This window comes from Rahnella sp. WP5, assembly GCF_000745615.1.
GTDB classification, from domain to species: Bacteria; Pseudomonadota; Gammaproteobacteria; order Enterobacterales; family Enterobacteriaceae; genus Rahnella; species Rahnella aceris.
In genome coordinates, this window is the sequence record NZ_KN050721.1 from 237,255 (window position 1) to 263,460 (window position 26,206).

At 50.9% G+C, this 26,206-nt stretch carries 24 protein-coding genes and 1 other annotated feature; of the genes, 14 read left to right on the plus strand and 10 right to left on the minus strand.

What is annotated here, in order from left to right; translation table 11 throughout:
- The first annotated feature begins 47 nt into the window (after window positions 1-47).
- Window positions 48-1,004, plus strand: a complete 957-nt coding sequence (locus EX31_RS22425; RefSeq protein WP_013576618.1) for a LysR family transcriptional regulator — start codon at window positions 48-50, stop codon at window positions 1,002-1,004.
- Between the two features lie 75 nt (window positions 1,005-1,079).
- On the opposite strand, the gene EX31_RS22430 is transcribed toward EX31_RS22425, so the two are convergent.
- From EX31_RS22430 to EX31_RS22440, 3 genes are all read right to left on the minus strand, one after another.
- Window positions 1,080-1,283 carry an HHA domain-containing protein gene (locus tag EX31_RS22430; protein ID WP_013576617.1) on the minus strand — a complete coding sequence of 68 codons (204 nt, stop codon included), beginning with the start codon at window positions 1,281-1,283 and terminating at the stop codon, window positions 1,080-1,082.
- Between the two features lie 45 nt (window positions 1,284-1,328).
- Window positions 1,329-1,697 carry an Hha toxicity modulator TomB gene (gene tomB, locus EX31_RS22435; RefSeq protein ID WP_013576616.1) on the minus strand — a complete coding sequence of 123 codons (369 nt, stop codon included), beginning with the start codon at window positions 1,695-1,697 and terminating at the stop codon, window positions 1,329-1,331.
- Between the two features lie 229 nt (window positions 1,698-1,926).
- Window positions 1,927-2,286: a hypothetical protein gene (locus tag EX31_RS22440; RefSeq protein WP_231576100.1), complete on the minus strand. Its 360-nt coding sequence runs from the start codon at window positions 2,284-2,286 to the stop codon at window positions 1,927-1,929.
- A 376-nt stretch (window positions 2,287-2,662) separates the two neighbouring features.
- On the opposite strand from EX31_RS22440, the gene EX31_RS22445 reads away from it, so the two are divergent.
- The 3 genes from EX31_RS22445 to EX31_RS22455 are packed head-to-tail and all read left to right on the plus strand — an operon-like array spanning window position 2,663 to window position 5,167.
- Window positions 2,663-3,391: a metal ABC transporter ATP-binding protein gene (locus tag EX31_RS22445; RefSeq protein WP_173362112.1), complete on the plus strand. Its 729-nt coding sequence runs from the start codon at window positions 2,663-2,665 to the stop codon at window positions 3,389-3,391.
- On the plus strand, window positions 3,388-4,245 hold the full coding sequence (locus tag EX31_RS22450; protein WP_013576613.1) for a metal ABC transporter permease: 858 nt from the start codon (window positions 3,388-3,390) through the stop codon (window positions 4,243-4,245). The genes EX31_RS22445 and EX31_RS22450 overlap by 4 nt, the downstream gene beginning before the upstream one ends.
- A 43-nt stretch (window positions 4,246-4,288) precedes the next feature.
- A complete protein-coding gene (locus EX31_RS22455) occupies window positions 4,289-5,167 on the plus strand; it encodes a metal ABC transporter substrate-binding protein (protein WP_037036875.1) in 879 nt (292 codons plus the stop codon).
- Between the two features lie 124 nt (window positions 5,168-5,291).
- Here the strand turns inward: EX31_RS22455 and ykgO are convergent, their stop codons facing one another.
- The 4 genes from ykgO to EX31_RS22475 all read right to left on the minus strand — a co-directional run bounded on the left by ykgO (window position 5,292) and on the right by EX31_RS22475 (window position 10,172).
- Window positions 5,292-5,432, minus strand: a complete 141-nt coding sequence (ykgO, locus tag EX31_RS22460; RefSeq protein ID WP_013576611.1) for a type B 50S ribosomal protein L36 — start codon at window positions 5,430-5,432, stop codon at window positions 5,292-5,294.
- Between the two features lie 20 nt (window positions 5,433-5,452).
- On the minus strand, window positions 5,453-5,707 hold the full coding sequence (locus tag EX31_RS22465; RefSeq protein WP_013576610.1) for a type B 50S ribosomal protein L31: 255 nt from the start codon (window positions 5,705-5,707) through the stop codon (window positions 5,453-5,455).
- A 120-nt stretch (window positions 5,708-5,827) separates the two neighbouring features.
- Window positions 5,828-8,980: a multidrug efflux RND transporter permease subunit AcrB gene (gene acrB, locus EX31_RS22470; RefSeq protein WP_037036876.1), complete on the minus strand. Its 3,153-nt coding sequence runs from the start codon at window positions 8,978-8,980 to the stop codon at window positions 5,828-5,830.
- A 16-nt stretch (window positions 8,981-8,996) separates the two neighbouring features.
- On the minus strand, window positions 8,997-10,172 hold the full coding sequence (locus tag EX31_RS22475) for an efflux RND transporter periplasmic adaptor subunit (protein ID WP_013576608.1): 1,176 nt from the start codon (window positions 10,170-10,172) through the stop codon (window positions 8,997-8,999).
- A 141-nt stretch (window positions 10,173-10,313) separates the two neighbouring features.
- Between EX31_RS22475 and acrR the strand changes: the two genes are divergently transcribed.
- Entirely contained in the window at window positions 10,314-10,952 is a 639-nt protein-coding gene (gene acrR, locus EX31_RS22480) for a multidrug efflux transporter transcriptional repressor AcrR (protein WP_013576607.1), read from the plus strand.
- A 169-nt stretch (window positions 10,953-11,121) separates the two neighbouring features.
- Window positions 11,122-14,517 (plus strand): mechanosensitive channel MscK, encoded by a 3,396-nt coding sequence (mscK, locus tag EX31_RS22485; protein ID WP_037036878.1) that lies wholly within the window; start codon window positions 11,122-11,124, stop codon window positions 14,515-14,517.
- A gap of 60 nt (window positions 14,518-14,577) precedes the next feature.
- Here the strand turns inward: mscK and rsmS are convergent, their stop codons facing one another.
- Entirely contained in the window at window positions 14,578-14,751 is a 174-nt protein-coding gene (rsmS, locus tag EX31_RS22490; protein WP_015690305.1) for a pleiotropic regulatory protein RsmS, read from the minus strand.
- A 95-nt stretch (window positions 14,752-14,846) separates the two neighbouring features.
- The gene (gene priC / locus EX31_RS22495; protein ID WP_013576604.1) at window positions 14,847-15,383 is read right to left on the minus strand and encodes a primosomal replication protein PriC; all 537 of its coding nucleotides are present in this window, start codon (window positions 15,381-15,383) and stop codon (window positions 14,847-14,849) included.
- Between the two features lie 114 nt (window positions 15,384-15,497).
- Between priC and EX31_RS22500 the strand changes: the two genes are divergently transcribed.
- Together EX31_RS22500 and apt are read left to right on the plus strand one after the other, a co-directional pair.
- Window positions 15,498-15,866, plus strand: a complete 369-nt coding sequence (locus tag EX31_RS22500) for a DUF454 family protein (RefSeq protein ID WP_013576603.1) — start codon at window positions 15,498-15,500, stop codon at window positions 15,864-15,866.
- Window positions 15,867-16,049: 183 nt separating this feature from the next.
- Window positions 16,050-16,601 (plus strand): adenine phosphoribosyltransferase, encoded by a 552-nt coding sequence (apt, locus tag EX31_RS22505; RefSeq protein ID WP_013576602.1) that lies wholly within the window; start codon window positions 16,050-16,052, stop codon window positions 16,599-16,601.
- Window positions 16,602-16,663: 62 nt separating this feature from the next.
- Here apt and EX31_RS22510 read toward each other — a convergent pair whose 3' ends face one another.
- Complete coding sequence (locus EX31_RS22510) at window positions 16,664-18,727, minus strand: alpha-amylase (RefSeq protein WP_037036879.1); 2,064 nt, start codon at window positions 18,725-18,727, stop codon at window positions 16,664-16,666.
- A 322-nt stretch (window positions 18,728-19,049) separates the two neighbouring features.
- Between EX31_RS22510 and dnaX the strand changes: the two genes are divergently transcribed.
- The 6 genes from dnaX to hemH all read left to right on the plus strand — a co-directional run bounded on the left by dnaX (window position 19,050) and on the right by hemH (window position 26,174).
- A complete protein-coding gene (gene dnaX / locus EX31_RS22515; RefSeq protein ID WP_037036880.1) occupies window positions 19,050-20,999 on the plus strand; it encodes a DNA polymerase III subunit gamma/tau in 1,950 nt (649 codons plus the stop codon).
- Window positions 20,335-20,399: a sequence feature (DnaX frameshifting element), on the plus strand. (Overlaps the previous gene by 65 nt.)
- Before the next feature lie 41 nt (window positions 21,000-21,040).
- Window positions 21,041-21,370 carry a YbaB/EbfC family nucleoid-associated protein gene (locus EX31_RS22520; RefSeq protein WP_013576599.1) on the plus strand — a complete coding sequence of 110 codons (330 nt, stop codon included), beginning with the start codon at window positions 21,041-21,043 and terminating at the stop codon, window positions 21,368-21,370.
- On the plus strand, window positions 21,370-21,975 hold the full coding sequence (recR, locus tag EX31_RS22525) for a recombination mediator RecR (protein WP_013576598.1): 606 nt from the start codon (window positions 21,370-21,372) through the stop codon (window positions 21,973-21,975). The genes EX31_RS22520 and recR overlap by 1 nt, the downstream gene beginning before the upstream one ends.
- Window positions 21,976-22,142: 167 nt before the next feature.
- A complete protein-coding gene (htpG, locus tag EX31_RS22530) occupies window positions 22,143-24,008 on the plus strand; it encodes a molecular chaperone HtpG (RefSeq protein ID WP_037037477.1) in 1,866 nt (621 codons plus the stop codon).
- Between the two features lie 287 nt (window positions 24,009-24,295).
- The gene (gene adk / locus EX31_RS22535; protein ID WP_013576596.1) at window positions 24,296-24,940 is read left to right on the plus strand and encodes an adenylate kinase; all 645 of its coding nucleotides are present in this window, start codon (window positions 24,296-24,298) and stop codon (window positions 24,938-24,940) included.
- A 271-nt stretch (window positions 24,941-25,211) separates the two neighbouring features.
- Entirely contained in the window at window positions 25,212-26,174 is a 963-nt protein-coding gene (gene hemH / locus EX31_RS22540) for a ferrochelatase (protein ID WP_037036882.1), read from the plus strand.
- The last annotated feature ends 32 nt before the right edge of the window (window positions 26,175-26,206 follow it).

Consider the following 26,206-nt stretch of genomic DNA (forward strand, 5'->3'; position numbering starts at 1 on the left):
GTTATGCTGAGCAAACGTTTTCTATTTTTCGCGGAATAGCTGCTCATATGTCTGAACCCTGGCGCCGGTTACCTGCCCTTTCCCTCAAGCAAATTCAATACTTTGTGACGCTGGCACAACTGCGCAGTTTCACCGATACGGCGAATCGTCTGGCGATCAGTCAGCCCGCGCTGAGCAGCGCGCTTCGGCAAATTGAATCGGTATTAGGGGGCAAACTACTCAACCGGACGGCACAAGGTGTGAGTCTGACTGAACAGGGTGAGGCTGTTCTGCCATATGCAGAACGTTTATTGAATACCGCGCTTAGTGTTTTCGATGATATGCAGCAAATTATGCGTCAGGGCGGGGATGGCACATTACGCATTGGATTAGTACCTTCGGTGAGTACCTTATTATTTCCGGTCGTTCCACAATTACTGGCGGAATATTTCCCTGATATGCGTGTGGAATTTCATGACCTGACAAACGATGCATTATTACTGGAACTGGAGAACGGATCAGTGGATTTTGGTATCGGTGCGACAGACAGTACAGTGCCGGAATCCATAGCGGTTTATCCACTGCTGGAAGATCCTTTTGTGGCGGTTATCAGACGCGACGATCCGCTTTCTCAGGATCACAATATTCCCTGGCGACAACTGCTGAAAAGAGATATTGCCTTGTTCTCAAAGGGGAATGTTAGCAGGCTGGTGACATCACTGAGTGAGAGTCATCGTTTGAATTTACGGGTGAGTTATCGCGTAGATTTTCAGGAGACGTTATATGGACTGGTGCGTTCGCGTCTGGCATTAGCAATATTACCAGAGTTATATACTGCAACACTTAACGATAATGAATTAACAGTGATTCACTTGCAGCAGCCCACATTAAGCAGAACAGTGGCGATGATGCGCAAACCCGCACCATTGCGTTCACCGAAAACGGAACAATGTTTTCAGTTTCTGTTGCAAACATTTCATCGGCAGATCAAAGAGAAAGTAGAAAAACTTAACTCAAAGATATAGTTAAATAATATTAACGATAATATGGTCAAATATTAACCAGCCAGGCCGGGGGATATTCCGGCCTGGCTTTATAGATCAGCGTACAAATTTCCAGACTGATACCGGGATTTTATCGTACAACTTGTTCATCGTTAGCTCCGCTAAACGATGGTCAGCTGCCGAGTAAAACAATTCCAGCTCGTCGTCGGAAAGTTCGTACTTATTTTTTTCAATAACACGTTCAAGTGTATCGATAGTGGTGCATTTTCGTAAACGCATCAAATAGTCGATTTTGTTCATCTTAGCCTTTTGATTTTTATCTGATGACTGCATATAAATTATTACTCAAGTCTTCATTAGGGTACAGATGTAGTCCCCTGAGAACATTCTGAATAACCGCTTCTTGGTCTTTTGCCATTGGCGTAAATCAGAATCGTTAATTCCATAATTACTGAACAGCGTGTAGGTATCATCCAGATACTCTTCAACCAGATCACTTAAATGGTTATCGTCTGGATACTTAATTTTAAAACTCATCACAAAGGATGCAATGTGCTCAATCAGTTCATTGAGCTGCAAGTTAACAGCCGAAGTCGGATCGTTAACCCAACCATGATGACTGTCACCCAGTGTCGCAATCCCTTCATCATACAGCATTTCATTCAGGTAGCGTAACTGAGCGATATCGTGCCGCTTAGGCGAGTACTCATCCATATCATCCCCTCCGTAATGGTTTATTCGGTGTTGATAACACTCTGTGAGTAAACAACAAAACTTAATGGCTTACAGGAAACGGCTCTCACTAAAACGCTATGAACTGGCTTAAACATCAAAGACAATCACAATGAACAGTGTTCGGGATGAAGTTTAAAGGATTTAATATACAGCCGGTATTTTAAATATAATTCATTTTTAGAAAGCTGTGCAAACGTATTACTCAAACTTACAATTCTTCAGCCGTTGAGCCTTTGAAGGACTCAATAATATCAAACTCCAATCCGTCAGGTTTAACCCAGAATCTGACACTTTGCTTCGTTAACTCATCAGCATTAATGTCCAGACAACCATTGAAAATCGTCCATTTGAACTGGTAAGTCATTGAATAATAGTTTTTGCCAATTAGTGTTATTGACACGATCTGCAAAGAATTTGTTTCATAACGTGCATTTTCTGAAAAATAAGTTAAATCTCCAATTAAGGACTCTTCAATTTCAGACAAAGCAGGTTCAATAATCTGTTGTAACTCATCAACCGTAAGAATATTCCCATTAATATCACAATGGATCAATTTCTTCAAAGGCATTTACCTCTTAAGCACATATCCCTTCATTATCGCATATTTTCATCAGGATGTGTTTTGGGCAGAGAAAAAAATTTCCAAACCAAAATTCCATAACTTTTTGATTGTAGTGCAAATTACAACTCATTCATCAATTTTTACTCTTTTTTAACAGTTAAGATCCGTGTTCTCTCAAAAACGGCCTGCTATCCCTTCTGCCGTAAAAAACTGAAACAGTTCATGTATTGATACTCATACCTCATTGTGATGTTATATTATAACTTTTCGGAGGGGGTATGACAAAAACACTCTTTACACTTTCTTCGCCGGTACGCTGCGTCGCTGTACTGGCTGTGCTCGCTTTGTTATGGGCAGCTATTTACTGGGCAATTTCACTACCATGATTTTTGTTAATGACCTCGAAGTGGGGTATGACCGTCAGGCGGTGGCCATGCCCCTTAACGGACAGTTTTGTCCGGGCTCCCTGACGGCTGTCATTGGTGCCAACGGTGCCGGGAAATCCACCTTTCTCAAAACATTAGCCGGTTTGCAGCAGGCTGTGGCAGGGAATATAACTTTCACGGGCGGGAAACGCCCCCGACTGGCGTATTTGCCACAGCAGGCTGAGCTGGATCGCAGTTTCCCTATCAGCGTGTTTGATCTGGTCGCGATGGGATGCTGGCCGCAAAGCGGGTTATTCGGTGGCATAAACCAACAGTCTGCGATAGCCGTCGATAAGGCGCTGGAGACGGTGGGGATGACGGAAATGTCGCATCTGCCCGTAGGATCGCTTTCTGGCGGGCAATTGCAACGTACGCTGTTTGCCCGCTTACTGGTGCAACAGGCACCCCTCATTATGCTTGATGAACCGTTCACAGGTATCGACACTCAAACCATCGATTTACTGTTAAAAGTCATCGCGCAATGGCATCAGGAAGGAAAAACTGTCATCGCGGTTTTGCATGATATTTCGATGGTTGCACGACACTTTCCGCACGTGCTTTACCTCAGTGGACAGCAGAATTTATGGGGAAGCGCACAGGATGTCCTCGGGCATTTTCCTCATCAGGCGCATGCCTGCATTTCGACAGAACCTTTCTCCCTGACGACGGGAGTCGCAAATTCATGATGCTTTTTCATCTGCTTGCCGATCCTTTCATTGAATTCGGTTTCATGCGGCGCGCTTTGATTGCCTGCATCGCATTATCAATCAGCGCCACGCCATTGGGCGTTTTCCTGTTATTACGCCGGATGAGTCTGGTGGGTGATGCACTTTCGCATGCTGTTTTACCCGGCGCAGCGATTGGCTATCTGATCTCGGGGATGTCGCTGGTCGCCATGGGGATTGGTGGTTTTATCGCAGGCCTGGCTGTTGCGATGCTGTCCGGGCTGGTGAGTCGTCGTACACAATTGAAAGAAGACGCCAGTTTCGCCGGTTTCTATCTTGGCTCTCTGGCGCTTGGGGTCACGCTGGTTTCCCTGCGCGGTTCGAGCGTGGATCTTTTACATGTGCTGTTTGGCTCAATTCTTGCCATCGATTCCTCCGCCATGATTATGGTCGGTATTATCGCCAGTCTTTCTTTACTGGTCTTGGCATGCATTTACCGTGCACTGGTCATTGAGTCATTTGATTCGCTATTTCTGCGCGTCAGCGCCGGAAAATGGCTGGCAGCGATCCATGGAATGTTTCTGGCGCTGGTAGTGATCAATCTGGTGGCGGGTTTCCAGATCCTCGGCACTCTGATGTCTGTCGGGCTGATGATGTTGCCTGCCGCCAGTGCCCGTTTCTGGGCTCGCGACCTGCCTCATACCTTACTGAGTGCGATGATTATTGGTGTGATTGCCAGCGTTGTAGGACTCATCTGGTCTTATTATGCTTCGTTGCCCGCCGGGCCCGCGATAGTGCTGAGTGCGACAGTGATCTTCTTCATTTCGGTTTTATTCGGAAAGCGGGGCGGGATGTTAACCGCCTCGCGAAGTTAAGCAGCAATACGTTAATAAGCAGTACCACAATTAAGGGGACATGATGAAATTATTACCTGTATCACTCGCAGTAGCTGCCCTGCTGTCGAGTCCGCTGGCGATGGCTAAAACCGTCGATGCGGTAGCCAGCTTTTCAATTCTTGGAGATATCGTTCAGGAAGTGGGGGGGGAACATGTGAAAGTCACGACGTTAGTCGGACCGGACGGTGACCCGCATAGCTTCGAACCTTCACCTAAAGACAGCAAAGCCATCAATGCGTCTGATGTTGTCTTTGTCAGCGGTCTGGGCCTGGAAGGGTGGATCGATCGCCTGGTGACTGCATCGGGTTATAAAGGTCATCTGGTAACAGCATCGGAAGGCGTAAATTCCCACAAAATGGAAGAAGACGGTAAGCAAATCACCGATCCTCATGCATGGAACAGTATGGCGAATGGCGTGATTTATGCCACTAACGTGATGAATGCGCTGATCAAAGTGGATCCAGAAGATGCGGATTATTTCCGTCAGCGCGGCACTGCTTATATTGAACAATTGCAAAAGCTGGATGCGTGGGCAAAAACTGAATTTACCGGTATCCCACAGTCGAAACGTAAAGTGCTAACCAGCCATGATGCCTTCGGCTATTTTGGTCAGGAATATCACGTCAGCTTTATGGCGCCCGTTGGTTTTTCTACGGAAGCTGAAGCAAGTGCCAGCGGTGTGGCTTCTCTGATTAAGCAGATTAAAGCAGAGAAGGTGAAAACTTACTTCATCGAAAATCAGACCGACCCGCGTCTGGTTAAACAGATCGCAGCAGCCAGCGGTGCTGAGCCCGGGGGGGAGTTGTACCCTGAAGCATTGTCCGGCCCGAAAGGACCAGCGACAACTTACGTGAAAGCGTTTAAGCATAACGTTGAGACGATTGTCGCCAGCATGAAATAAGATCTTCGCTCCTCACGGCTATGCTGTGGGGAGCTTTACATCATGTCTTAGCATAAGAAAAAGCCCTGTCGGGCAAGCGACGGGGCTTTTGTTTTTAGTACAGAAGGAATGAGAAGACGAGGTGTTAACGCTTTTTCTTCTTACCTTGTACGGCTTTAAAACGTGGATTGCTTTTGCAAATCACATAAACCCTGCCTTTGCGGCGGACTACGCGGCAATCCGGATGACGATTTTTCGCTGAACGTAATGAACTCAGAACCTGCATAACGATTTCCCTGATGTCATTTATTTCTTACCGAGGAAGCTGCCGAAGCGTTGGTTAAAGCGCGCGGTACTGCCTTCTTTGGAATACTCTTTCTGCTTACCGGTGTAGTAAGGGTGAGAGGCTGAAGACACTTCAATGCTGATATACGGGTAGGTTGCCCCTTCCAGTTCAATGGTGCGGTCTGTCGAGATAGTCGAGCCAACTTTGAAGTATTCGTCGGCACTGGTGTCGTGAAAAACCACGGTGCGGTACGCAGGATGGATAGTGGGTTTCATAATGCCTCTAAATGTTATGTTATACTATAACATTAATTATGCACTCATCCTTTTTCAGGTTCAAGTCTCAGGCGAAAAAAAGGCCGCATAAGCGGCCTTTCGTTTAGGTGGGAGATCCGGTTACAGCGTCGGATGCTCTACTTTGTGCGTATGTTCGATATCCTCGTTCTTCTTACCAAAGCGGCGACGAACCACCACGAAGAAGACCGGAACAAAGAAGATCGCCAGCAGGGTCGCCGTGATCATCCCGCCCATTACGCCGGTACCTACAGCGTTCTGTGAGCCGGAACCTGCACCGGAACTGATAACCAGCGGCATAACACCAAGGATGAACGCCAGCGATGTCATCAGGATCGGGCGCAGACGCATACGAACCGCTTCAAGCGTTGATTCGATAAGACCTTTGCCTTCTTTATCCATCAGGTCTTTGGCGAACTCAACAATCAATATGGCGTTCTTCGCAGACAGCCCGATAGTGGTCAGCAGACCCACCTGGAAGTATACGTCGTTGCTCAAACCGCGCATCGTAGCTGCAATAAGTGCACCGACAACACCGAGCGGAACCACCAGCATAACCGAGAACGGTATTGACCAGCTTTCGTACAACGCTGCCAGACACAGGAAGACGACGATCAGGGAGATAGCGTACAAGGCCGGGGCCTGGTTACCTGACAAACGTTCCTGATAAGACAGGCCAGTCCAGTCATAGCCGATACCGTTTGGCAGTTTAGAAGCCAGAGACTCCATCATCGCCATGGCAGCACCCGAACTTTTGCCCGGAGCTGGCTGACCCAGAATTTCCATTGATGGCAGGCCGTTATAACGTTCCAGACGCGGTGAGCCGTATTCCCATTTCGCACTTGAGAACGCGGAGAACGGCACCATCTGGCCTGCGCTGCCACGGACATACAGATTGTTGATGTCTGATGGCAACATACGGTATTTATTTTCAGCCTGAACGTACACTTTCTTCACACGACCACGATCGATGAAGTCGTTGACGTAGCTACCACCAACCGAGGCACCCAATGTGGTGTTGATGTCGGAAATTGAAACGCCAAGTGCCGTTGCTTTTTCCTGATCAATCTCGATTTTGTACTGTGGTGTATCTTCCAGACCGTTCGGACGAACCTGAGTCAGCAAGTCAGGATGTTGAGCCACCATGCCCAGCAACTGGTTACGTGCTTGTGTCAGTTTGTCATGCCCAAGGTTAGCCTGGTCAATCAGCTGGAAGTCGAAGCCTGTCGCCGTACCCAACTCAACAATCGCGGGTAAGTTGAACGGGAACACCAGTGCATCTTTAATGGTACTGAACGCACCCATTGCACGGCCTGCAATCGTAGGAACCTTGTTTTCAGCGCCGCTACGCTCAGACCAGTCTTTCAGACTGACGAACGCGATACCGGTATTCTGACCACGACCTGCGAAGCCAAAGCCGTTAACCGTAAACACCGAGTTCACGTTAGCTTTTTCTTTGTTCAGATAGTAATCGGTAACTTCATCGAGCACTTTCTGCGTACGTTCCTGGGTTGCACCTGCTGGCAACTGCGCCATGGTCAGGAATACACCCTGGTCTTCTTCCGGCAGGAAGGAGGTTGGCAGGCGGATAAACAGGAATGCCATGCCGACAACGATCAACAGATAAATCACCAGATAACGACCGGTGCTGCGCAGAATGTTGCCTACGCTGTCGGTGTAGTGGTGCGTACTTTGCTCGAATTTCTTGTTAAACCAGCCGAAGAAACCTTTCTTCTCGTGATGCTCGCCTTTGGCAACCGGCTTAAGCATGGTCGCACAAAGCGCAGGCGTCAGGATCATCGCCACCAGAACCGACAGCACCATGGCAGAAACGATGGTGATGGAGAACTGACGGTAGATAACACCGGTTGAACCGCCGAAGAAGGCCATCGGGATGAATACTGCGGACAGCACCATCGCGATACCGACCAATGCACCCTGGATTTGCTCCATGGATTTTTTGGTGGCTTCTTTAGGCGGCAGCCCCTCTTCGACCATGACGCGTTCGACGTTCTCGACGACGACGATGGCGTCATCGACGAGCAAGCCTATCGCGAGCACCATCCCGAACATCGTCAGGGTGTTTATCGAATAACCGAATGCCGCCAGGATTGCAAAGGTGCCCAGCAAGACCACAGGAACCGCGATCGTTGGGATCAGGGTTGCGCGGAAGTTTTGCAGGAACAGGAACATCACCAAGAATACCAGGACGATGGCCTCGAACAGCGTTTTACCGACTTCTTTAATCGAGATTTTTACGAACGGCGTAGTGTCGTATGGGTAAACAACTTCTAAGCCAGCCGGGAAGAACGGTTCAAGTTTAGCCAGCGTGGCTTTTACAGACGCCGCGGTGTTCAGGGCGTTCGCACCCGTTGCCAGTTTGATACCCAAACCTGACGCAGGTTGTCCGTTAAAACGGGCAATAACGTCGTAGTTTTCACCACCAAGTTCGATTTTAGCCACATCTTTCAGGCGAACCTGAGAACCATCCTGATTCACTTTCAGAATGATTTTGCCGAATTCATCCGGTGACTTCAGACGGGTCTGGGCCACGATAGAGGAGTTCAACTGCTGACCCGGAACCGGTGGCGTACCACCCAACTGACCGGCTGCAATCTGGTTGTTCTGAACTTTGATGGCGTTAATCACGTCCACCGGCGTCAGCTGGAAGTTGTTCAGTTTGTTCGGATCCATCCAGATACGCATCGCATACTGAGCACCAAACAGCTGAACGTCACCCACACCGGCGGTACGGCTGATAGGATCCTTGACGTTGGAACCGACGTAGTCGGCGATGTCATCCTGAGTCATTGAACCATTGTTGGAAATAAAACCGGCCACCATCAGGAAGCTGCTGCTCGATTTCTCAACGGAGATACCCTGTTGCTGAACTTCCTGCGGCAGCAACGGCGTTGCGAGCTGCAGTTTGTTCTGAACCTGTACCTGTGCGATATCCGCGTCAGTACCTGAAGCAAAGGTCAGGGTAATCTGAACAGTACCGGATGAATCACTGGTCGACGACATGTACATCATGTTGTCGATACCGTTCATGTTCTGTTCAATAACCTGAGTAACGGTATCCTGTACCGTTTGCGCATCCGCGCCCGGATAGGTTGCGGTCAGCTGGATAGCCGGTGGCGCAACGGTTGGATACTGCGCAATTGGCAATTTAAGAATTGCCAATCCCCCCGCCAACATGATTATGATGGCGATCACCCATGCAAAGATGGGACGATCTATAAAAAACTTAGCCATGAATTACCGGCTCCTATTAAGACTTCGTCGCTGTAGCGGGCGCTGCTGCGTTTTGATCGACTTCCTGTGCAGTAACCTGTACGCCTGGCTTAATTTTTTGCAGTCCTGTCACGATAACTTTATCGCCACTTTTTAAACCGTCGGTAACAACCCATTTGTCCCCAATAGCTTGTGTTGTGGTCACAGTACGAAGTTCAACTTTATTGTCAGCGCCGATAACCATCGCTGTTGCATCACCACGTGGGTTACGGGTGATACCTTGCTGCGGAACCAGCAGTGCGTTGTTGTTAACACCTTCATCAAGACGTGCGCGCACAAACATACCCGGCAGCAGGGAATCATTTGGATTCGGGAAGATGGCTCGTAAAGTAATGGAACCGGTGGTTTCATCAACAGTCACATCAGAGAATTCTAATGTACCCGGCTGTGAATATTCTTTACCGTTATCCATCAGCAGTTTGACTTGCGCTTTACCGTCAGCCTGTTTCAGTGAACCGTCAGCCAGTTCCTGTTTCAGACGCAGGAAATCATTGCTGGACTGTGTTACGTCAACGTAGATAGGGTCGAGCTGTTGCACGGTTGCCAGCGCAGTGGCCTGGCCGTTAGACACCAGCGCACCTTCTGTCACAGACGATTTACCGATACGTCCGCTGATCGGGGAGGTCACTTTGGTGTAAGCCAGATTGATGCGTGCAGACTCAACGGCTGCTTTCGCACTGACTACTGCAGCATCAGCCTGTGCCGCAGTTGCGACAGCCGTATCGTAATCTTGCTTGCTGATGTAACTGGTACCGAGCAGAGGCTTGTAACGTGTCACGGTAAGACGGGAAATTTGTGCATTCGCCTGAGCTTTTACCAGATCGCCTTTAGCGCTGTCATACGCGGCCTGATAAGTGGCAGGATCAATTTGATATAAGGAGGTACCGGCTTTGATGTCGCTACCTTCAACGAAGTTACGTTTGAGAATGATACCGTTAACCTGCGGGCGCACTTCAGCAATGCGAAAAGCAGCAGTACGACCAGGAAGTTCGGTAGTCACATTTAGCGGTTCAGTTTTCAGGGTAACGACGCCAACCTGCGGAGCCTGTGGCGCACCTTGCTGAGCTTCTTTATCGTTACATCCTGTAAGTGCTAAGCTTCCGGATAGCATCAGAACTACCGCCAGAGGCGTTAACCCTCTGTTTTTGTTCATAAATAAACCTCAAGTGTCCGATTTCAAATTGTCCAATGGATCACAACATCCCAAATCCATTGCTGCGCTTTTAGTATGTGCGTGCTATGTTACATACATTCAAGAATGTATGTAAATCAAACTCCCCATAAAGATAAACCTATGGCACGAAAAACCAAATCACAGGCACTGGAAACCAGACAACAGATTCTGGATGCTGCTGTGCGTGAATTTTCTGCCCGTGGAGTATCGTCGACATCACTGACTGATATTGCAAATGCAGCCGGTGTGACGCGGGGCGCAATTTATTGGCATTTCAGGAACAAAGTGGAACTGTTTAACGCGATCTGGGAAGCTTATGAATCCCGGATAAAAGTGCTCGAAGTAGAGTATCAGACAAAGTTTCCGAATAATCCACTGCGTATTTTGCGCGAAATCCTTATTTACATACTGGTCGCCACCGTGACAGATAGCCAGCGTAAAGCATTGATGGAGATTATATTCCATAAATGTGAATTTGTTGGGGAGATGACATCGGTTCATGAAGCGCGCAAAGCGCTCTATATGGAAGGATACGGTAAAATTGAGCGTATTCTCGTACGCTGCATTGAAGAAAAGCAACTCCCGGCCAATCTCGATACCCGCCAGGCCGCAGTTATTTTACGCGCCTATCTCTCCGGTTTAATGGAAAACTGGTTATTTATTCCTGAAAGCTTTGATTTAGAAGGCAATGCCGGAAGGTTTGTGGATACGTATATAGATATGCTCCGCCACTCATCCTTTCTTACCATGATAAAATAACGTCTTACTGCTTTCCGCTGTATTAATAAGCCTGCAAATCTGTTCTCCATTTTGGCGACAAAATAAACACACTGATGTTGTATTCAGATACGCTTTTCTCCTTCCTTTCATCGTGAACGCTGCTATTGTCATCACCTATTATTCATTTGGTATGAGTTGACACCGACGTATGTTTATCTGGTTTCTGGCCGCCGCTTCTGACGTAATTTCTCTCCTGAAAAAAAAGGGAATGGCAGGTTTTTTTACGTTTGTGATATGCGTTGCATTGTTTCTTTTCTCCTTCCCCGGTCATGCTGCCAGTAATGATATTCCGGGCCGTAATGAAGTTCAAAACCAGCTTGATGCGTTAAATCGCCAAAAAAACCTGACGCCGGTCGATAAGCTATCGCAACAGGATTTGATCCACACGCTGGAATACCTTGATGCGCTTGATCGGGTGAAACAGGAAGTTAATCAGCTGCAAAAACAGGTCGCAGAAGCACCGCAGAAGTTACGGGTGGCGATGGATGGCCTCGAGCAAATCAAAAACAACCCCAAAGATGACGTCAACAAAGCGCAACTTGGCGCTTTATCGCTGCGTCAGCTGGAAAATCGTCTTAACGATACCCTCGATGATCTTCAGTCTTCTCAGGAAGATTTATCCACATTCAATACCCAGCTGATTTCCCTGCAAACCCAGCCGGAACGCGTGCAGAACGCGATGTACACCTATTCGCTGGCTATCCAGAAAATCCGCAATCAGCTCAATGGCATGTCGCCTGGTCAGCAAGATTTACGAACTACTCAGCAAAATATGCTCGTGACGCAGCAGGCTTTGCTGAGTGCGCAGATTGATCTGCAACGTAAGAGCCTCGAGGCCAACACTACGTTACAGGATTTACTGCAAAAACAACGCGATTACACCAATGCGCACATCAGCCAGCTGGAACATACCGCGCAGCTGTTGCAGGAAGTGGTCAACGGAAAGCGGCTGATTTTGTCTGAACGCACGGCAAAAGAAGCACAGACCCCGGACGACACCTCGGACATCCAAAATGATCCGCTTGTTGCGCAGGAACTGGGGATTAACCGCCAGCTCAGTGAACGCCTGATTGCCGCCACGGAAGAGGGCAACCAGCTGGTGCAGAAAAACATCACGGTGAAAAACTGGCTCGACCGTTCGGCGCAGGCTGAGCATGACCTCAAAGAGCAAATCACTGTACTGAAGGGCAGTTTATTGCTGTCGCGCATTTTATATCAGCAACAACAAAATACCATCCCGCCTTCCGGCCTGATAACGGACATGAGCACGCACATTGCCGATCTGCGTCTCGAACAGTTCAAGATCAATCAGCAGCGTGATGCCTTATTCCAGGGCGACAGCTACATTCAGGGCGTAGTGGCCAACAGCAAAGAGACGATTAACGGCGATATCAGTGATGCACTGGATCAGATTGTCGACATGCGACGTGAGCTACTTGATCAACTGAATAAACAGCTCGGTAATCAGCTGTCGCTGGCCATCAGTTTGCAGATTAACCAGCAACAATTGCTGAGCATCAACCAGTCGCTGACCGAAACGCTGACCCAGCAGATTTTTTGGGTGAGCAGCAATAAACCGATGAACTGGGAGTTCATCAAGTCATTGCCAGATGAAGTGAAAAATCAGCTGAGCAGCCTGCATGTCAGTATTCCGCCGGGTGAGCTGATGCTGGGTGCACTGCATTCCCTGCCGGTGACCATTCCGCTGTTAACCGTAATTTTGTTGCTGCTGTGGCGCAGGAAATATATTAACCAGCGGATTGAAATGTTGAGCAATGATGTCGGACAGCTCAAGCGGGACAGCCAACTGCATACGCCGCAGGCGCTGGCATTAATGGCGCTGAATGTTTTGCCCGGCGTCCTGCTGATGCTCGGTATCGGCTACTGGCTTTCAGTGTGTGATATCGAGCCGAGTGATTTCTTCTGGACACTGGCGCAACGGTTGGCGGTTTTCCAGCTGGTGATGGGCTTTTGTTATCGAATTCTCAAACCGGGCGGCATAAATGAACGGCACTTCAATACGCCGGCGGCCACTTGTGCACACTATCGTCGTTCTGTCATTCGTCTGAGTCTGGTGATGTTACCGCTGATTTTCTGGTCGGTACGCGGTGAGAAAGCGCCGCTCGGGCTGGTGGATGACATCATCGGACAGGTCGTGATTTTCCTGACGATGCTAGCCCTGACCGTTCTGGTTTTCCCGATTGCGCGGGATGGCTGGCGTGAAAAAGATTCGCACAGTATTCGTCTGGTGGTGGTGACGGCGATTGCCCTGGCACCGATTTTCTTCGTCGGATTGGTGGTCAGCGGGTATTTTTACACCACGTTGCGACTGGCAGGTCGCTGGATTGACAGCCTGTATCTGCTGATTTTCTGGAACATTGCCTATCTTGCGGCATTGCGCGGACTCAGTGTTGCCGCGCGGCGCCTGGCTTATCGCCGAGCGCTGGCGCGTCGCCAGACCATCGCAGCGAAAGATGGCGCGGAGGGCAACGAGCCAGTCGAAGAGCCGCAGATCGGGTTGGATCAGATCAACCAGCAGTCATTACGCCTGACCACGATGGGCCTGTTCTTTATCTTCGCGACAGTGTTTTACTGGATTTGGTCGGATTTGCTGACGGTGATTTCGTATCTGGACAGCATTACCTTGTGGCATTACTCCAGCACGGTGGCGGGTGCGGTCATTCAGCAAACGGTGACGCTGGGGAATTTCCTGCTCGGTTTCCTCGCGGTGATTGTGGCGTATGTATTAACGCGAAATTTGCCGGGATTGCTTGAGGTTGTCGTGTTGTCGCGGCTGCAATTGCGGCAGGGGACGTCCTACGCCATTACGACCATTCTGACCTATTCGATTACGGTGATTGGCGCAGTGACAGCGCTCGGATCGCTCGGCGTCTCGTGGGATAAATTGCAATGGTTGGTGGCCGCGCTGTCGGTGGGGCTGGGCTTTGGTTTGCAGGAGATCTTCGCGAACTTTGTTTCAGGGCTGATCATTCTCTTCGAACGCCCGGTGCGTATTGGCGATACCGTGACCATCGGGACATTCTCAGGCACCGTCAGCCGCATTCGTATCCGTGCGACTACGATTATCGATTTCGACCGCAAAGAAGTGATCATCCCGAATAAAGCGTTTGTGACCGAGCGGCTGATCAACTGGTCGTTGAGCGACACCGTCACCCGCGTGTTGATCAAACTCGGTGTGGCGTATGGTTCCGATCTCGACAAAGTGAAAGAGATCTTATTGCAAGCGGCGCATGAAAACGCCCGTGTGATGAGTGACCCCGCGCCATTGGTGTTCTTCCTGAATTTCGGGGCCAGCACGCTCGATCACGAACTGCGAGTGTATGTGCGTGAGCTGGGGGATCGCAGTTATACCGTGGATGAACTTAACCGCAGCATTGATAAGCTTTGCCGCGAAAACGGCATTAATATCGCGTTCAATCAGCTGGAGGTGTATCTGCATAATCAGGACGGCAGTGAAGTGCAGGAAGTGAAACGTGTAATGCGACAACCGGGCGATGAACCGGATGCATTGCCACAGAGCTGAGAAATTCGGTGCCATTCAGGGGAAATTGACGGGTTCCCCTGAAGCAGGCAGCCGGTCAGCTTAAAGGTAACTGATCGAAAGCGTACTCTTACTGTTTTTCAACTTTTCCTGATAATCGCGTTGTACGATTTCCAGCGCCGCAAGCGCGGTTTCAGGGGCAATTTCATTGCACTCAAGCAGGTAAATCAAATCGACAGCAAGCTGAAGTTCGGGGGGCGCATTTTCTACGGACATATAGGCCAACATTATGATTAGCAGGTTTTGGACTTACTATTATAGATAAGAAAAGGTCCGGCCTGAATGCCGGATTAAAAAAATGTGATAAAGATTCAAAAACCTTTTTCCTGCCGCTCGATTTGTCTCTCTATTTTGGCCAGCGCCTGACGACAACGCATTAAACGTCCTTCGAGCGCCGCCAGTTCTTTCTGCACCCGCTGCTGATCGCTGAATGTCGCCAGCTGACCCAGCGTGGTTTCCCGATCTTCAATCATCGCAATCAGACGTCGCTCGAACTGCTGAGTTTCCGCCAGTTTGGTGTAATTATCATGGCTTTTGCGTTCCGGTGTCTGGTGCGTTTTGCGCAGAGACTGGGTCGCCAGTTCGCGCTGCATGGCGGTAATTTGTGCCACCAGCCGTTCGGCGATAAACGCCACCTGCGCAGAGCGTTTTTCGAGTACTTCCTGATTCAGTTGCCGCAAATTGGTTTTAATTTCTGCCAGATAATCGCGCAACCGGGTGCCTTTGGTTGAGAAAAGTGCGACATCAAACCGTGCCTGTGAGGCGGAAACATGGCCGATCGGTTCAATTTCCCGAGCCAGTGTTTCGATCTGCTGATCGAGGACATGTAAAATTCGTTCTGTGCTCACGATAATCTCCCTTAAACTCTGGCGTAGCTTACCGGTATGACAGCCTCTGCGCACTTGTTTACACTGAGAAACCGTAAATCGGCTATGCAGCCTGTTTTAAGCTGAAGGAAATGCATGAAACGCGTACTACTGATTACCGTTGGCTGGTTGTGTGTGGTGCTGGCGACGCTCGGCGTGGTGTTACCGTTGTTGCCGACAACCCCCTTTTTACTGCTGGCGGCCTGGTGCTTTGCCCGGTCCTCTCCCCGTTTCCATCAGTGGTTATTGTACCGCTCATGGTTTGGCAGCTATCTGCGCCACTGGCAGACACATCGCGCGTTACCGAAAGGTGTAAAGCCGAAAGCGGTTGCGCTGATTGTGGTGACTTTCGCTATTTCGATATATTTTGTGCCGTTATTGTGGGTGCGTATTTTATTGGTTTGCATGATGTTTGCGTTGCTGATCATGATGTGGCGATTACCAGTGGTTGACCTTGAGCAATAAAACAGGCGATCATGTCCGGCTGCGGGTTGCTTTTTAAAGCAGCTTTGCATAGATTTGGGCATCTCGTACGTCGGTGCGCTCCCAATTTCCTTCCTTGAACGACATGCTTTATACAGGCATGGCGGGGGACATTTGACCGCCCGCGTTTAAGTATGAACAGCAGCTTTATCAGGCAATTACATTATGACCGCTACCGCACAGCAGCTACAGTTTATTAAAGACAGTATCAAAACCATCCCTGACTATCCTAAGCCAGGCATACTGTTCCGTGACGTCACCAGCTTGCTGGAAGACCCAAAAGCTTACGCTGCAAGCATTCAGTTACTGGCCGATCGTTACCGCGATGCCGGCGTCACCAAAGTGGTGGGCACTGAAGCACGAGGTTTCCTGTTTGGCGCACCGGTTGCGCTGGTTCTGGGCGTGGGCTTTGTTCCCGTGCGTAAACCGGGCAAATTACCGCGTGAAACCATCAGCGAAACCTACGATCTGGAATACGGCACTGACAGCCTTGAAATCCACGTTGATGCGATTCAACCTGGCGAAAAAATTCTGGTGATCGACGATTTGCTGGCAACAGGCGGCACGATTGAAGCCACCGCGAAACTGATCCGTCGTCTGGGGGGAGAAGTGACTGATGCTGCATTCATCATTAACCTGCCGGAACTGGGCGGTGAAAAACGCCTGAACGATTCAAATATCAACTGCTACAGTCTGGTCTGTTTCGACGGCCACTGATTCATGCGCGTTGATGTGAACTGGCCTCGCCGTTAACGCGAGGCCTTTTGCTTTCTGCGCCGTTATTTCCCTCTTTCTTCTGCCCAGACCACCATTATTTTATCGTCACCTTGCTGACGGCTGAAGGCATAATATTGCGTCGTCAGCTGCGATTTCTGCACGCCCGCGCCAACCGCCGGATGTTGTTCCCTGAAAGTTCCCAGTTTTTGCCAATGCTTCAGTAAAGCCTGTTTCGGACCGGTCAGCTCACTCCAGTTCATGTCAGAACGCGTTCCCTGTAAAGGATCTGAACCCGTCGCGCCAAACTGGCGGCCACTTTCATCGCCGTAATAAATCTGCACCGCGCCGGGTGCCAGTAGCAACAAATCTGCGGCGCGCTGCTGTAACGGTAGAGAACCTTTGGCATCGGCGGCGAAAAACAGCCGGGTATCATGTGATGACAAATAACTGAGGACATTGAAATCCTGCATTTTCTCCGCCATCTGCTGATAAGTTGCATCGATGCTGGCAAAACAACTCAGCGCTGCCGCGGCCTGATCCTGAAAATCAAAATTAATCATTGCGTCAAAACCATTGGCGTAATAATCGCTTTTCATCACACCGTGGCCCCATGCCTCGCCGGTCATCCAGAATGGTGCGTCATCCAGCGCCTTTGCAGGATTGGTCGTTTTCCATTGTTTCAGGGCTTCGGCTGAACGGTCTTTGAGTAATGCCAGTGTCGCTTTTTCGACGTGTTTGGCGGTATCCACACGGAATCCGTCTATGCCGTAATCCCGCACCCACTGACTGAGCCAGGTGACCAGATAATCACGCGGTGTTGCACCGGGAATTTCACGTGCGGCCGTATCGGGTTTGTTGCGATAGAAAACGGGCAGGCCGCTGGCTTGCATCAATTCCGTTTTAATATCCGGCAGGAAGGCCAATGACATCGTCAGATCGTCATAACCGGGCGAGTCATAGTCACCAATGTCGGTGCGGATCCATTTTTTCCCCCACCAGGTGCTCCAGCCGTCTTTGTCGCCGAAATTAATATAATCATTAAAACTGTGCCAGTTCTGGCCTGGACCGGGCTTCCAGTCAGTCCAGTTTTTGCCGAGTGTTTTTCCGATGTCATCACCTTTCAGATATAACGAGCCGAACTGGAAGGTTTGCATGTCTGCCAGCGTGGCATAGCCGGTGTGATTGACGACAACGTCAAATAAAATGCGGATCCCACGTTTGTGCGCTTCGCTGACCAGTTTCTGTAAATCTTCGCCGGTGCCCATATTGGCATCGAGTTTTGTCCAGTCGAGCGTGTAATAGCCGTGATAGGCATAATGCGGGAAGTCGCCTTTGGTGCCGCCGCCGACCCAACCGTGGATCTGCTCGAGCGGCGAACTGATCCAAAGTGCGTTAACGCCGAGCTGTTGCAGATAGTCGAGTTTGCTGGTCAGCCCGGCCAGATCACCGCCGTGGAAAGTGCCGATTTCCTGCATTCCGTCACTGTGACGGCCATAGCTGTGATCGTTATCCGGATTGCCGTTTTCAAAGCGATCGGTCAGTACGAAATACACCGTGGCGTTTTTCCAGCTAAACGCCGCGGGTGCTTTGCGCTCTGCTGTTTCCAGTAACAACAGGCCGCCGCTGGCCGGATCCGGCATCATTGTGATGTGGCCGCCGCTGACCTGTGTGCTCTGACCAGAATAAAAATCGCGAACAGTTTCACCCTCAGCAAAAGTGCCGGAGACATCGACGGTCAGCGGTTTTCCATCCCCGCGCGGACAGGTTTTCGCCACCGGGGCGACGGTTTCCTCCACCGTTTTCAAACTGAGCTGAAGCGTGGGTGTGCCGCTGCGGGTATCAATTCGAACCTGATAATCCCCCGCGCGGAACAGTTTCCAGTTAACCGGCACCTGGCTTTCACAAGGTTGCAGCGACAGCATTTCGTTAAGCTTTACAGCGCCCGTGGGTTGCCAGCACTGATTATCCTGATGTAATTCCAGTGTGCGTTGTCCCTTAGGTAACGTGGCGTGGCTGGTGAATATTCCGCTGACCGGTTCGGCGAAACCGGGGAAGCCTTGCAGCGTCCAGTCGGCCTGTGCGGCGGGAGAAATGAGCAGTAATAAAGGCAGTGTCAGGTGTTTCATGGCTCTCCTTACGAAAGGCAGGAAGCATTATCAGAACAGAGGTGAATTCAAGTGTAATGAGTGGGCAAAATTTGCCCTCATCCCGTGAGGCGAATTGTCAGGAGGAGGAGGAAGGTGGAGAAACTGCGGCGCGCTGCGCAAAAAGTAAAGTAATAGGAATGATGGCAACCCTGCTGGTACACTAAGAAGTGGCAGTCTGGCTCCGGCATCATTATGCTGAGTCTTCAGTCTCCGTTTCGCAGACCAGCGCAGAAAGACGGGTTAAACGATGTTTTTTCGTGTATCGTCAAATTATTCATTATAAATCAACGATGAAGTGTTAATGAGCTATCAGGTTCTTGCCCGTAAGTGGCGCCCCCAAACTTTTGCCGACGTCGTCGGACAGGAACATGTGCTGACCGCGCTGGCCAATGGCTTGTCGCTCGGGCGCATCCATCACGCCTACCTGTTTTCCGGTACCCGTGGCGTAGGGAAAACCACCATCGCCCGTCTGCTGGCGAAAGGCCTTAACTGCGAAACTGGCATTACCTCCACCCCTTGTGGCGTGTGTGATAACTGCCGCGAGATCGAGCAGGGCCGTTTTGTCGATCTGATTGAAATCGATGCCGCTTCCCGTACCAAAGTCGAAGACACCCGCGAGCTGCTGGATAACGTGCAATATGCACCGGCGCGGGGCCGCTTCAAAGTTTACCTGATTGACGAAGTGCACATGCTCTCGCGTCACAGCTTTAATGCGCTGTTGAAAACGCTGGAAGAGCCGCCCGCACACGTCAAATTCCTGCTGGCAACGACGGATCCGCAAAAACTGCCGGTCACCATTTTATCGCGTTGTTTGCAGTTCCATCTGAAAGCGCTGGACGCTGAACAGATCCGTAAACAGCTCGAACATGTATTAACCCAGGAAACCATCACCACGGAACCGCGCGCTTTACAGCTGCTTTCGCGCGCTGCCGACGGCAGTATGCGTGATGCGCTGAGCCTGACCGATCAGGCGATCGCGATGGGGCAGGGCGCGGTGACGACCGAAACCGTGGCACAAATGCTCGGTACACTGGATGACGAACAACCGCTGGCGATGCTGGAAGCGCTGGTCAGCGCCGATGGCGGGCAGATGATGGCGCAGGTCGAACAGGCCGCGTCCCGTGGCGTAGACTGGGAAAATTTGCTGGTGGAAACGCTGGCGTTGCTGCACCGCATTGCAATGGTTCAGTTGTTACCGTCGGTTCTCGATAATCATTACGCGGCGATTGAACAACGCCTGCGCGAACTGGCGCGTGTCATTCCGCCTGCAGACGTACAGCTTTATTATCAGACCTTACTGATTGGCCGCAAAGAGCTGGCCTATGCGCCGGACAAACGTATGGGCGTTGAAATGACGCTGCTGCGCGCGCTGGCCTTCCATCCGAAAGTGATTATTGCTGAACCGGCTCCCCAGCCAGTCGCAGCCCCAGCTTATGTGGCGCCGCAGGCTCCATCACAACCGGCGGCACCGCGTAACGCACCGCCGCAACAAAACGATAATGCGCCTGCGCCGCAGGGAAATGCAGAACCGGGGTCAATGCCGGATTCCACCGCGCAACTTTTACAGGCACGAACACAATTGCTCAGGCAGGGGAGTACCACCCCAAAAAAAGCTGAGCCGGCAGCGCCAGGAAAAGCGCGGCCGGCAACCTCAGCGCTGGAGCGTCTCGCTTCGGTGACTGAGCGTGCGCAGACATTGGCTGTGAAGAAAGAACCTGCCGCGCCGATAAAAGAAGAAGCGTATCGCTGGAAAGCGATGATGGAACCGGAAGTCGCACCGGAACCGGTGGCGACACCGAAAGCGCTGCGCACCGCGCTGGAGCATGAAAAATCGCCGGAACTGGCTTCCCGCCTGGCGGAAGAAGCGATTGAACGTGATGAATGGGCGGCTGAGATCAGCCGGATGACCATTCCGAAACTGGTGCAGCAACTGGCGCTGAATGCGTATCGTGAGCAGCCGGAACCAGGCAAAATCTGCCTGCACCTGCGTTCCTCGCAAAAGCACCTGAATTCGCCGTCCGCGCAGAAAGTGCTGACGGATGCTTTATCGGCATTGCATCAGACGCCGGTTGAACTGACCGTGCTGGAAGATGATAATCTGGCGGTGAAGACGCCGCTGGAATGGCGACAGGCCATTTATGAAGAAAAACTGGCGCAGGCGCGTCAGTCTATTATTGCGGATAACAACATTCAGACTTTGCGCCGTTTCTTCGACGCTGAGCTGGATGAAGAAAGTATTCGCCCAATTTAAACGCCGCGATTGTGACGCGGCCATTGCTGAGAGAGAAGACTATGTTTGGAAAAGGCGGCATTGGTAACCTGATGAAACAGGCCCAGCAGATGCAGGAAAAAATGCAACAGGCTCAGGCGGAAATCGCTCAGCTGGAAGTGACCGGTGAGTCAGGCGCTGGCCTGGTGAAAATCACCATCAACGGTGCGCACAACGTGCGTCGCGTTGAAATCGATCCAAGCCTGCTGGAAGACGATAAAGACATGCTGGAAGATCTGATCGCTGCGGCGTTCAACGATGCTGCACGTCGTATCGATGAAACTCAGAAAGAAAAAATGGCAGCCGTATCTGGCGGCATGCAATTGCCACCAGGCTTCAAGATGCCATTCTGATGCAAACCAGCCCTCTCCTTGAATCTTTAATGGAGGCGTTGCGTTGCCTGCCGGGCGTCGGCCCGAAGTCCGCGCAACGTATGGCATTCCAGTTGCTGCAACGTGATCGCAGCGGCGGAATGCGGCTGGCGCAGTCTTTAACGCGTGCCATGTCTGAGATCGGCCATTGTGCCGATTGCCGTACCTTCACCGAGCAGGAAATCTGTACGATTTGCGCCAATCCACGGCGTAAAGAAAACGGTCAGGTTTGTGTGGTGGAAAGCCCGGCGGACATTCATGCGATAGAACAAACCGGTCAGTTCTCTGGTCGCTATTTTGTGCTGATGGGACACCTGTCACCACTCGATGGCATCGGGCCGGACGACATCGGTTTAGGCCGTCTGGAAGAGCGTCTTGAAAGTGAAAATATTCAGGAAGTGATCCTGGCGACTAACCCGACGGTTGAAGGTGAAGCGACCGCCAACTACATCGCTGAAATGTGCGGCCAGTATGGCGTACTGGCGAGCCGCATTGCGCACGGTGTGCCGGTCGGAGGCGAACTGGATATGGTCGACGGCACCACGCTGTCGCATTCCCTTGCCGGACGTCATCCCTTTCGGTTCTGACTGTTATGCGGGCGCGGTTCTCTGCGCCCCGTTTTATTCAGCTATCCCTCTGCATTTCTTCTTAAAATTTTCTCCCTGTGCTTGAAAAGCCTGACACGTAACCCCACTTATTCCTCAACGTCTGATTTGGTCAATAACAGTATCTGGATTGAGGTAATTTGATGAGTATGAAAGGACAAGAGACACGCGGATTCCAGTCTGAAGTAAAACAACTGCTTCATCTGATGATCCATTCCCTGTATTCAAACAAAGAAATTTTCCTGCGCGAGCTGATTTCCAACGCCTCAGATGCCGCTGATAAACTGCGTTTCCGCGCACTGTCTGCGCCTGAACTTTATGAAGGTGATGGCGAGCTGCATGTCCGTCTGGCATTTGATAAAGAAAAACGCACCCTGACGCTGAGTGATAACGGTATCGGCATGAGTCGTGACGAAGTTATCGATAACCTCGGTACCATCGCCAAATCCGGCACCAAAGCGTTCCTGCAATCTGTCGGTTCTGAGCAGGCGAAAGACAGCCAGTTGATTGGTCAGTTTGGTGTGGGCTTCTACTCTGCCTTTATCGTGGCAGACAAAGTCACCGTGCGCACCCGCGCAGCCGGTGCCAGTGCTGACGAAGGCGTATTCTGGGAATCTGCCGGTGAAGGTGAATACACCCTGGCGGATATCGAGAAAGCCGATCGCGGGACTGAAATTACCCTGCATTTGCGCGAAGATCAGGACGAATTCCTGGATGACTGGCGCGTGCGCTCCATCATCAGTAAATATTCCGACCATATTGCGTTGCCGGTTGAAGTCGAAACCCGTAACGAAGAAGACGACACCGTCACCTGGGAACAAATCAACAAGGCACAGGCCCTGTGGACCCGCGGTAAAGCGGAAGTCACCGACGACGAATATAAAGAATTCTACAAACACATTTCCCATGATTTCAGCGATCCGCTGAGCTGGAGCCACAACCGCGTTGAAGGTAAGCAGGAATACACCAGCCTGCTGTACATCCCTTCACAGGCACCGTGGGATATGTGGAACCGCGACCATAAACACGGCCTGAAACTGTATGTGCAGCGCGTGTTTATCATGGACGAAGCCGAGCAGTTCATGCCGAACTACCTGCGTTTTGTTCGTGGTCTGATAGATTCCAACGATCTGCCGCTGAACGTGTCCCGTGAAATTCTGCAGGACAGCCGCATCACCCAGAACCTGCGCAGTGCACTGACCAAACGTGTTCTGCAAATGCTGGAAAAACTGGCGAAAGACGACAATGAAAAATACCTGCAATTCTGGAAACAGTTTGGTCTGGTATTGAAAGAAGGTCCGGCAGAAGACGGTGCGAACAAAGAAGCGATCGCCAAACTGCTGCGTTTCGCCAGCACCCGCAACGACAGCAGCGAGCAGACGTTGTCGCTGGAAGAGTATGTGGCGTCGATGGTCGAAGGCCAGGACAAAATTTATTACATCACTGCCGACAGCTATGCGGCCGCGAAGAGCAGCCCGCATCTGGAATTGTTCCGCAAAAAAGGCATTGAAGTCCTGTTGCTGTCTGATCGCATCGACGAATGGATGATGAGCTATCTGACTGAGTTTGATGGCAAAGTCTTCCAGTCCGTCAGCAAGGCAGATGACACACTGGACAAACTGGCTGACGAAAGCGAAGAGCAGAAAGAAGCTGAAAAAGCGCTGGAGCCGTTCGTTGAGCGCGTGAAAACGCTGCTGGGCGATCGTGTGAAAGAAGTGCGTCTGACGCACCGTCTGACCGATACGCCAGCCATCGTTACCACCGGTGCCGACGAAATGACCACGCAGATGGCAAAACTGTTTGCCGCTGCCGGTCAGGATGCGCCGGAAGTGAAATACATCTTTGAGCTGAACCCGGAACACGCGCTGGTGAAACGTGCTTCTGATGTGGCTGATGAAGATCAGTTCAGCGAGTGGATTGAGCTGCTGCTGGATCAGGCGCTGTTCGCAGAACGCGGCACGCTGGAAGATCCAAACCTGTTCATCCGTCGCATGAATACGCTGTTACAGGCGTAATCAGCTGGCGTAAAACGAAAAGGGTGTCGTGAAAGCGACACCCTTTTTTATTGCTTTGCTTCTTCCCGTATCCATTCCCTGAAAGCCTGTGAGTCAAGTTCAGCAATCATGCCGGTAGCGTGATGTTCTCGCTGGTCGTGGCCCCGCAAACTGGCGGGCAGAACGACGGATGGCGCAGGGTTAACCCCAATTTCAGCAGGGCTTGTTCCTTGAGCAAAAGTGCTCAGAATGGTATGGTTGACCGTTTTTCGAGATTCATAAAAATTACATGCAAGGGGATTTACGCAATGCGTATCATTCTGCTGGGCGCTCCGGGCGCAGGTAAGGGTACTCAGGCTCAATTCATCATGGAGAAATTTGGTATTCCGCAAATTTCTACCGGTGATATGTTGCGCGCCGCTGTGAAGGCCGGAAGTGAACTCGGCAAGAAAGCAAAAGAGATTATGGATGCCGGTAAACTGGTAACCGACGAACTGGTTATCGCACTGGTGAAAGAACGTATTCAGCAGGAAGATTGCCGCAACGGTTTCCTGTTAGACGGTTTCCCTCGTACCATTCCGCAGGCTGATGCCATGAAAGACGCGGGCATCAAAGTGGATTACGTGCTGGAATTCGACGTGCCTGACGAACTGATCGTCGATCGCATCGTAGGTCGTCGCGTACACCCTGGCTCTGGCCGCGTGTACCACATCCATTACAATCCACCTAAAGTGGAAGGTAAAGACGATGTCACCGGCGAAGAACTGATCACCCGTAAAGATGATCAGGAAGAAACCGTACGTAAACGTCTGGTGGAATACCATGAGCTGACTGAGCCGCTGGTGTCCTACTACAGCAAAGAAGCTGAAGCGGGCAATACCAGGTACGTCAAAATTGACGGCACACAACAGGTCTCTGCAGTGCGTGACGAACTGGCTGCTATTCTGAGCTGATCGTCTGTTCTGCGCACTATCACGGGGTGACTACGGTCGCCCCGTTTGTTTTTTTAGGGTCTCCATTTCCAATACCCAAAATAATTCGAGCGGCGGCAAGCGAGCGTGACGGGGATTAATAATAACAATTCGCATTGATAGTTTCTGCCGTTGTTCCCATCGTCTTTGTTTTCGTTACAATGACCTGCGCCTCTTTGCCGCATCACAAATAAACGGTGGCGCCCATAACTTTTCGCACTGGCTTCAGTGCCTTCAATTTAGGAAATTCAGCATGACGCAGACCAAATTCGGTGTTCTCCTGGTCAACCTCGGGACGCCGGAAGCTCCGACCCCGCAGGCCGTTAGAAAATATCTGGCTGAATTTTTGAGTGATATCCGTGTGGTTGATACCCCCCGCTGGCTGTGGTGGCCGATCCTGAATTTGGTGATCCTGCCGCTGCGTTCCCCGCGCGTGTCCAAACTGTATAAAGCCGTGTGGATGGAAGAGGGCTCACCGCTGATGGTGTACAGCCGTCGTCAGCAGAAAGCGCTGGCAGAACGCCTGCCGGGTACGCCGGTTGAACTGGCGATGAGTTACGGCAAGCCGGGCATGAAAGAACCGATTGAAAAACTGCTGGCGCAGGGCGTGACCAAAATGGTGGTGCTGCCGCTGTATCCGCAATACTCCTGCTCAACCAGCGCCGCAGTTTTTGACGGCGTGGCGCGTGTGCTGAAATCGCAGCGTCGCCTGCCTTCAATGAGCTTTATCCGTGATTACGCCACCCATCCGGCTTACATTTCCGCGCTTAAAGCCAGCATCGAACGTTCGTTCGCTCAGCATGGCGAACCGGACCGTCTGGTGTTGTCCTTCCACGGCATTCCAAAGCGTTTTGTCGCGCAGGGTGATGACTACGAACAGCGTTGCCGCGATACAGTGCAGGCGCTGACCGATGCGCTGCAACTGCCTGCGGGCAAAATTATGCTGACCTTCCAGTCCCGCTTTGGTCGCGAACCATGGCTGACGCCTTACACCGATGAAACGCTGAAAGGCCTTCCGGCTCAGGGAGTTAAGCATATTCAGATCCTCTGCCCGGGCTTTGCGGCAGACTGTCTGGAGACACTGGAGGAAATCAAAGGCGAGAACCGCGAGATTTTTATTCATGCAGGCGGCGAGCGCTTCGAATATATTGACGCCTTAAACGACCAGCCGGAACATATTGATTTGCTGCAACAGCTGGTCACTCAGCACTTCTGACTGAAGCCTGAGTTTTTTGAATCTCCCGAGAA

What these genes read in the sequence shown, in the direction of transcription:
- EX31_RS22425 (WP_013576618.1), top strand. Translation starts at nt 48, where the DNA reads ATGTCTGAACCCTGGCGCCGGTTACCTGCCCTTTCCCTCAAGCAAATT.
- acrB (WP_037036876.1), bottom strand. Translation starts at nt 8,980, where the DNA reads ATGGCTAAGTTTTTTATAGATCGTCCCATCTTTGCATGGGTGATCGCC.
- acrR (WP_013576607.1), top strand. Translation starts at nt 10,314, where the DNA reads ATGGCACGAAAAACCAAATCACAGGCACTGGAAACCAGACAACAGATT.
- apt (WP_013576602.1), top strand. Translation starts at nt 16,050, where the DNA reads ATGACCGCTACCGCACAGCAGCTACAGTTTATTAAAGACAGTATCAAA.
- EX31_RS22510 (WP_037036879.1), bottom strand. Translation starts at nt 18,727, where the DNA reads ATGAAACACCTGACACTGCCTTTATTACTGCTCATTTCTCCCGCCGCA.
- rsmS (WP_015690305.1), bottom strand. Translation starts at nt 14,751, where the DNA reads ATGTCCGTAGAAAATGCGCCCCCCGAACTTCAGCTTGCTGTCGATTTG.
- EX31_RS22475 (WP_013576608.1), bottom strand. Translation starts at nt 10,172, where the DNA reads ATGAACAAAAACAGAGGGTTAACGCCTCTGGCGGTAGTTCTGATGCTA.
- dnaX (WP_037036880.1), top strand. Translation starts at nt 19,050, where the DNA reads ATGAGCTATCAGGTTCTTGCCCGTAAGTGGCGCCCCCAAACTTTTGCC.
- EX31_RS22445 (WP_173362112.1), top strand. Translation starts at nt 2,663, where the DNA reads ATGATTTTTGTTAATGACCTCGAAGTGGGGTATGACCGTCAGGCGGTG.
- ykgO (WP_013576611.1), bottom strand. Translation starts at nt 5,432, where the DNA reads ATGCAGGTTCTGAGTTCATTACGTTCAGCGAAAAATCGTCATCCGGAT.
- tomB (WP_013576616.1), bottom strand. Translation starts at nt 1,697, where the DNA reads ATGGATGAGTACTCGCCTAAGCGGCACGATATCGCTCAGTTACGCTAC.
- EX31_RS22465 (WP_013576610.1), bottom strand. Translation starts at nt 5,707, where the DNA reads ATGAAACCCACTATCCATCCTGCGTACCGCACCGTGGTTTTTCACGAC.
- adk (WP_013576596.1), top strand. Translation starts at nt 24,296, where the DNA reads ATGCGTATCATTCTGCTGGGCGCTCCGGGCGCAGGTAAGGGTACTCAG.
- mscK (WP_037036878.1), top strand. Translation starts at nt 11,122, where the DNA reads ATGTTTATCTGGTTTCTGGCCGCCGCTTCTGACGTAATTTCTCTCCTG.
- recR (WP_013576598.1), top strand. Translation starts at nt 21,370, where the DNA reads ATGCAAACCAGCCCTCTCCTTGAATCTTTAATGGAGGCGTTGCGTTGC.
- EX31_RS22520 (WP_013576599.1), top strand. Translation starts at nt 21,041, where the DNA reads ATGTTTGGAAAAGGCGGCATTGGTAACCTGATGAAACAGGCCCAGCAG.
- EX31_RS22455 (WP_037036875.1), top strand. Translation starts at nt 4,289, where the DNA reads ATGAAATTATTACCTGTATCACTCGCAGTAGCTGCCCTGCTGTCGAGT.
- htpG (WP_037037477.1), top strand. Translation starts at nt 22,143, where the DNA reads ATGAAAGGACAAGAGACACGCGGATTCCAGTCTGAAGTAAAACAACTG.
- EX31_RS22500 (WP_013576603.1), top strand. Translation starts at nt 15,498, where the DNA reads ATGAAACGCGTACTACTGATTACCGTTGGCTGGTTGTGTGTGGTGCTG.
- hemH (WP_037036882.1), top strand. Translation starts at nt 25,212, where the DNA reads ATGACGCAGACCAAATTCGGTGTTCTCCTGGTCAACCTCGGGACGCCG.
- EX31_RS22430 (WP_013576617.1), bottom strand. Translation starts at nt 1,283, where the DNA reads ATGAACAAAATCGACTATTTGATGCGTTTACGAAAATGCACCACTATC.
- EX31_RS22450 (WP_013576613.1), top strand. Translation starts at nt 3,388, where the DNA reads ATGATGCTTTTTCATCTGCTTGCCGATCCTTTCATTGAATTCGGTTTC.
- EX31_RS22440 (WP_231576100.1), bottom strand. Translation starts at nt 2,286, where the DNA reads ATGCCTTTGAAGAAATTGATCCATTGTGATATTAATGGGAATATTCTT.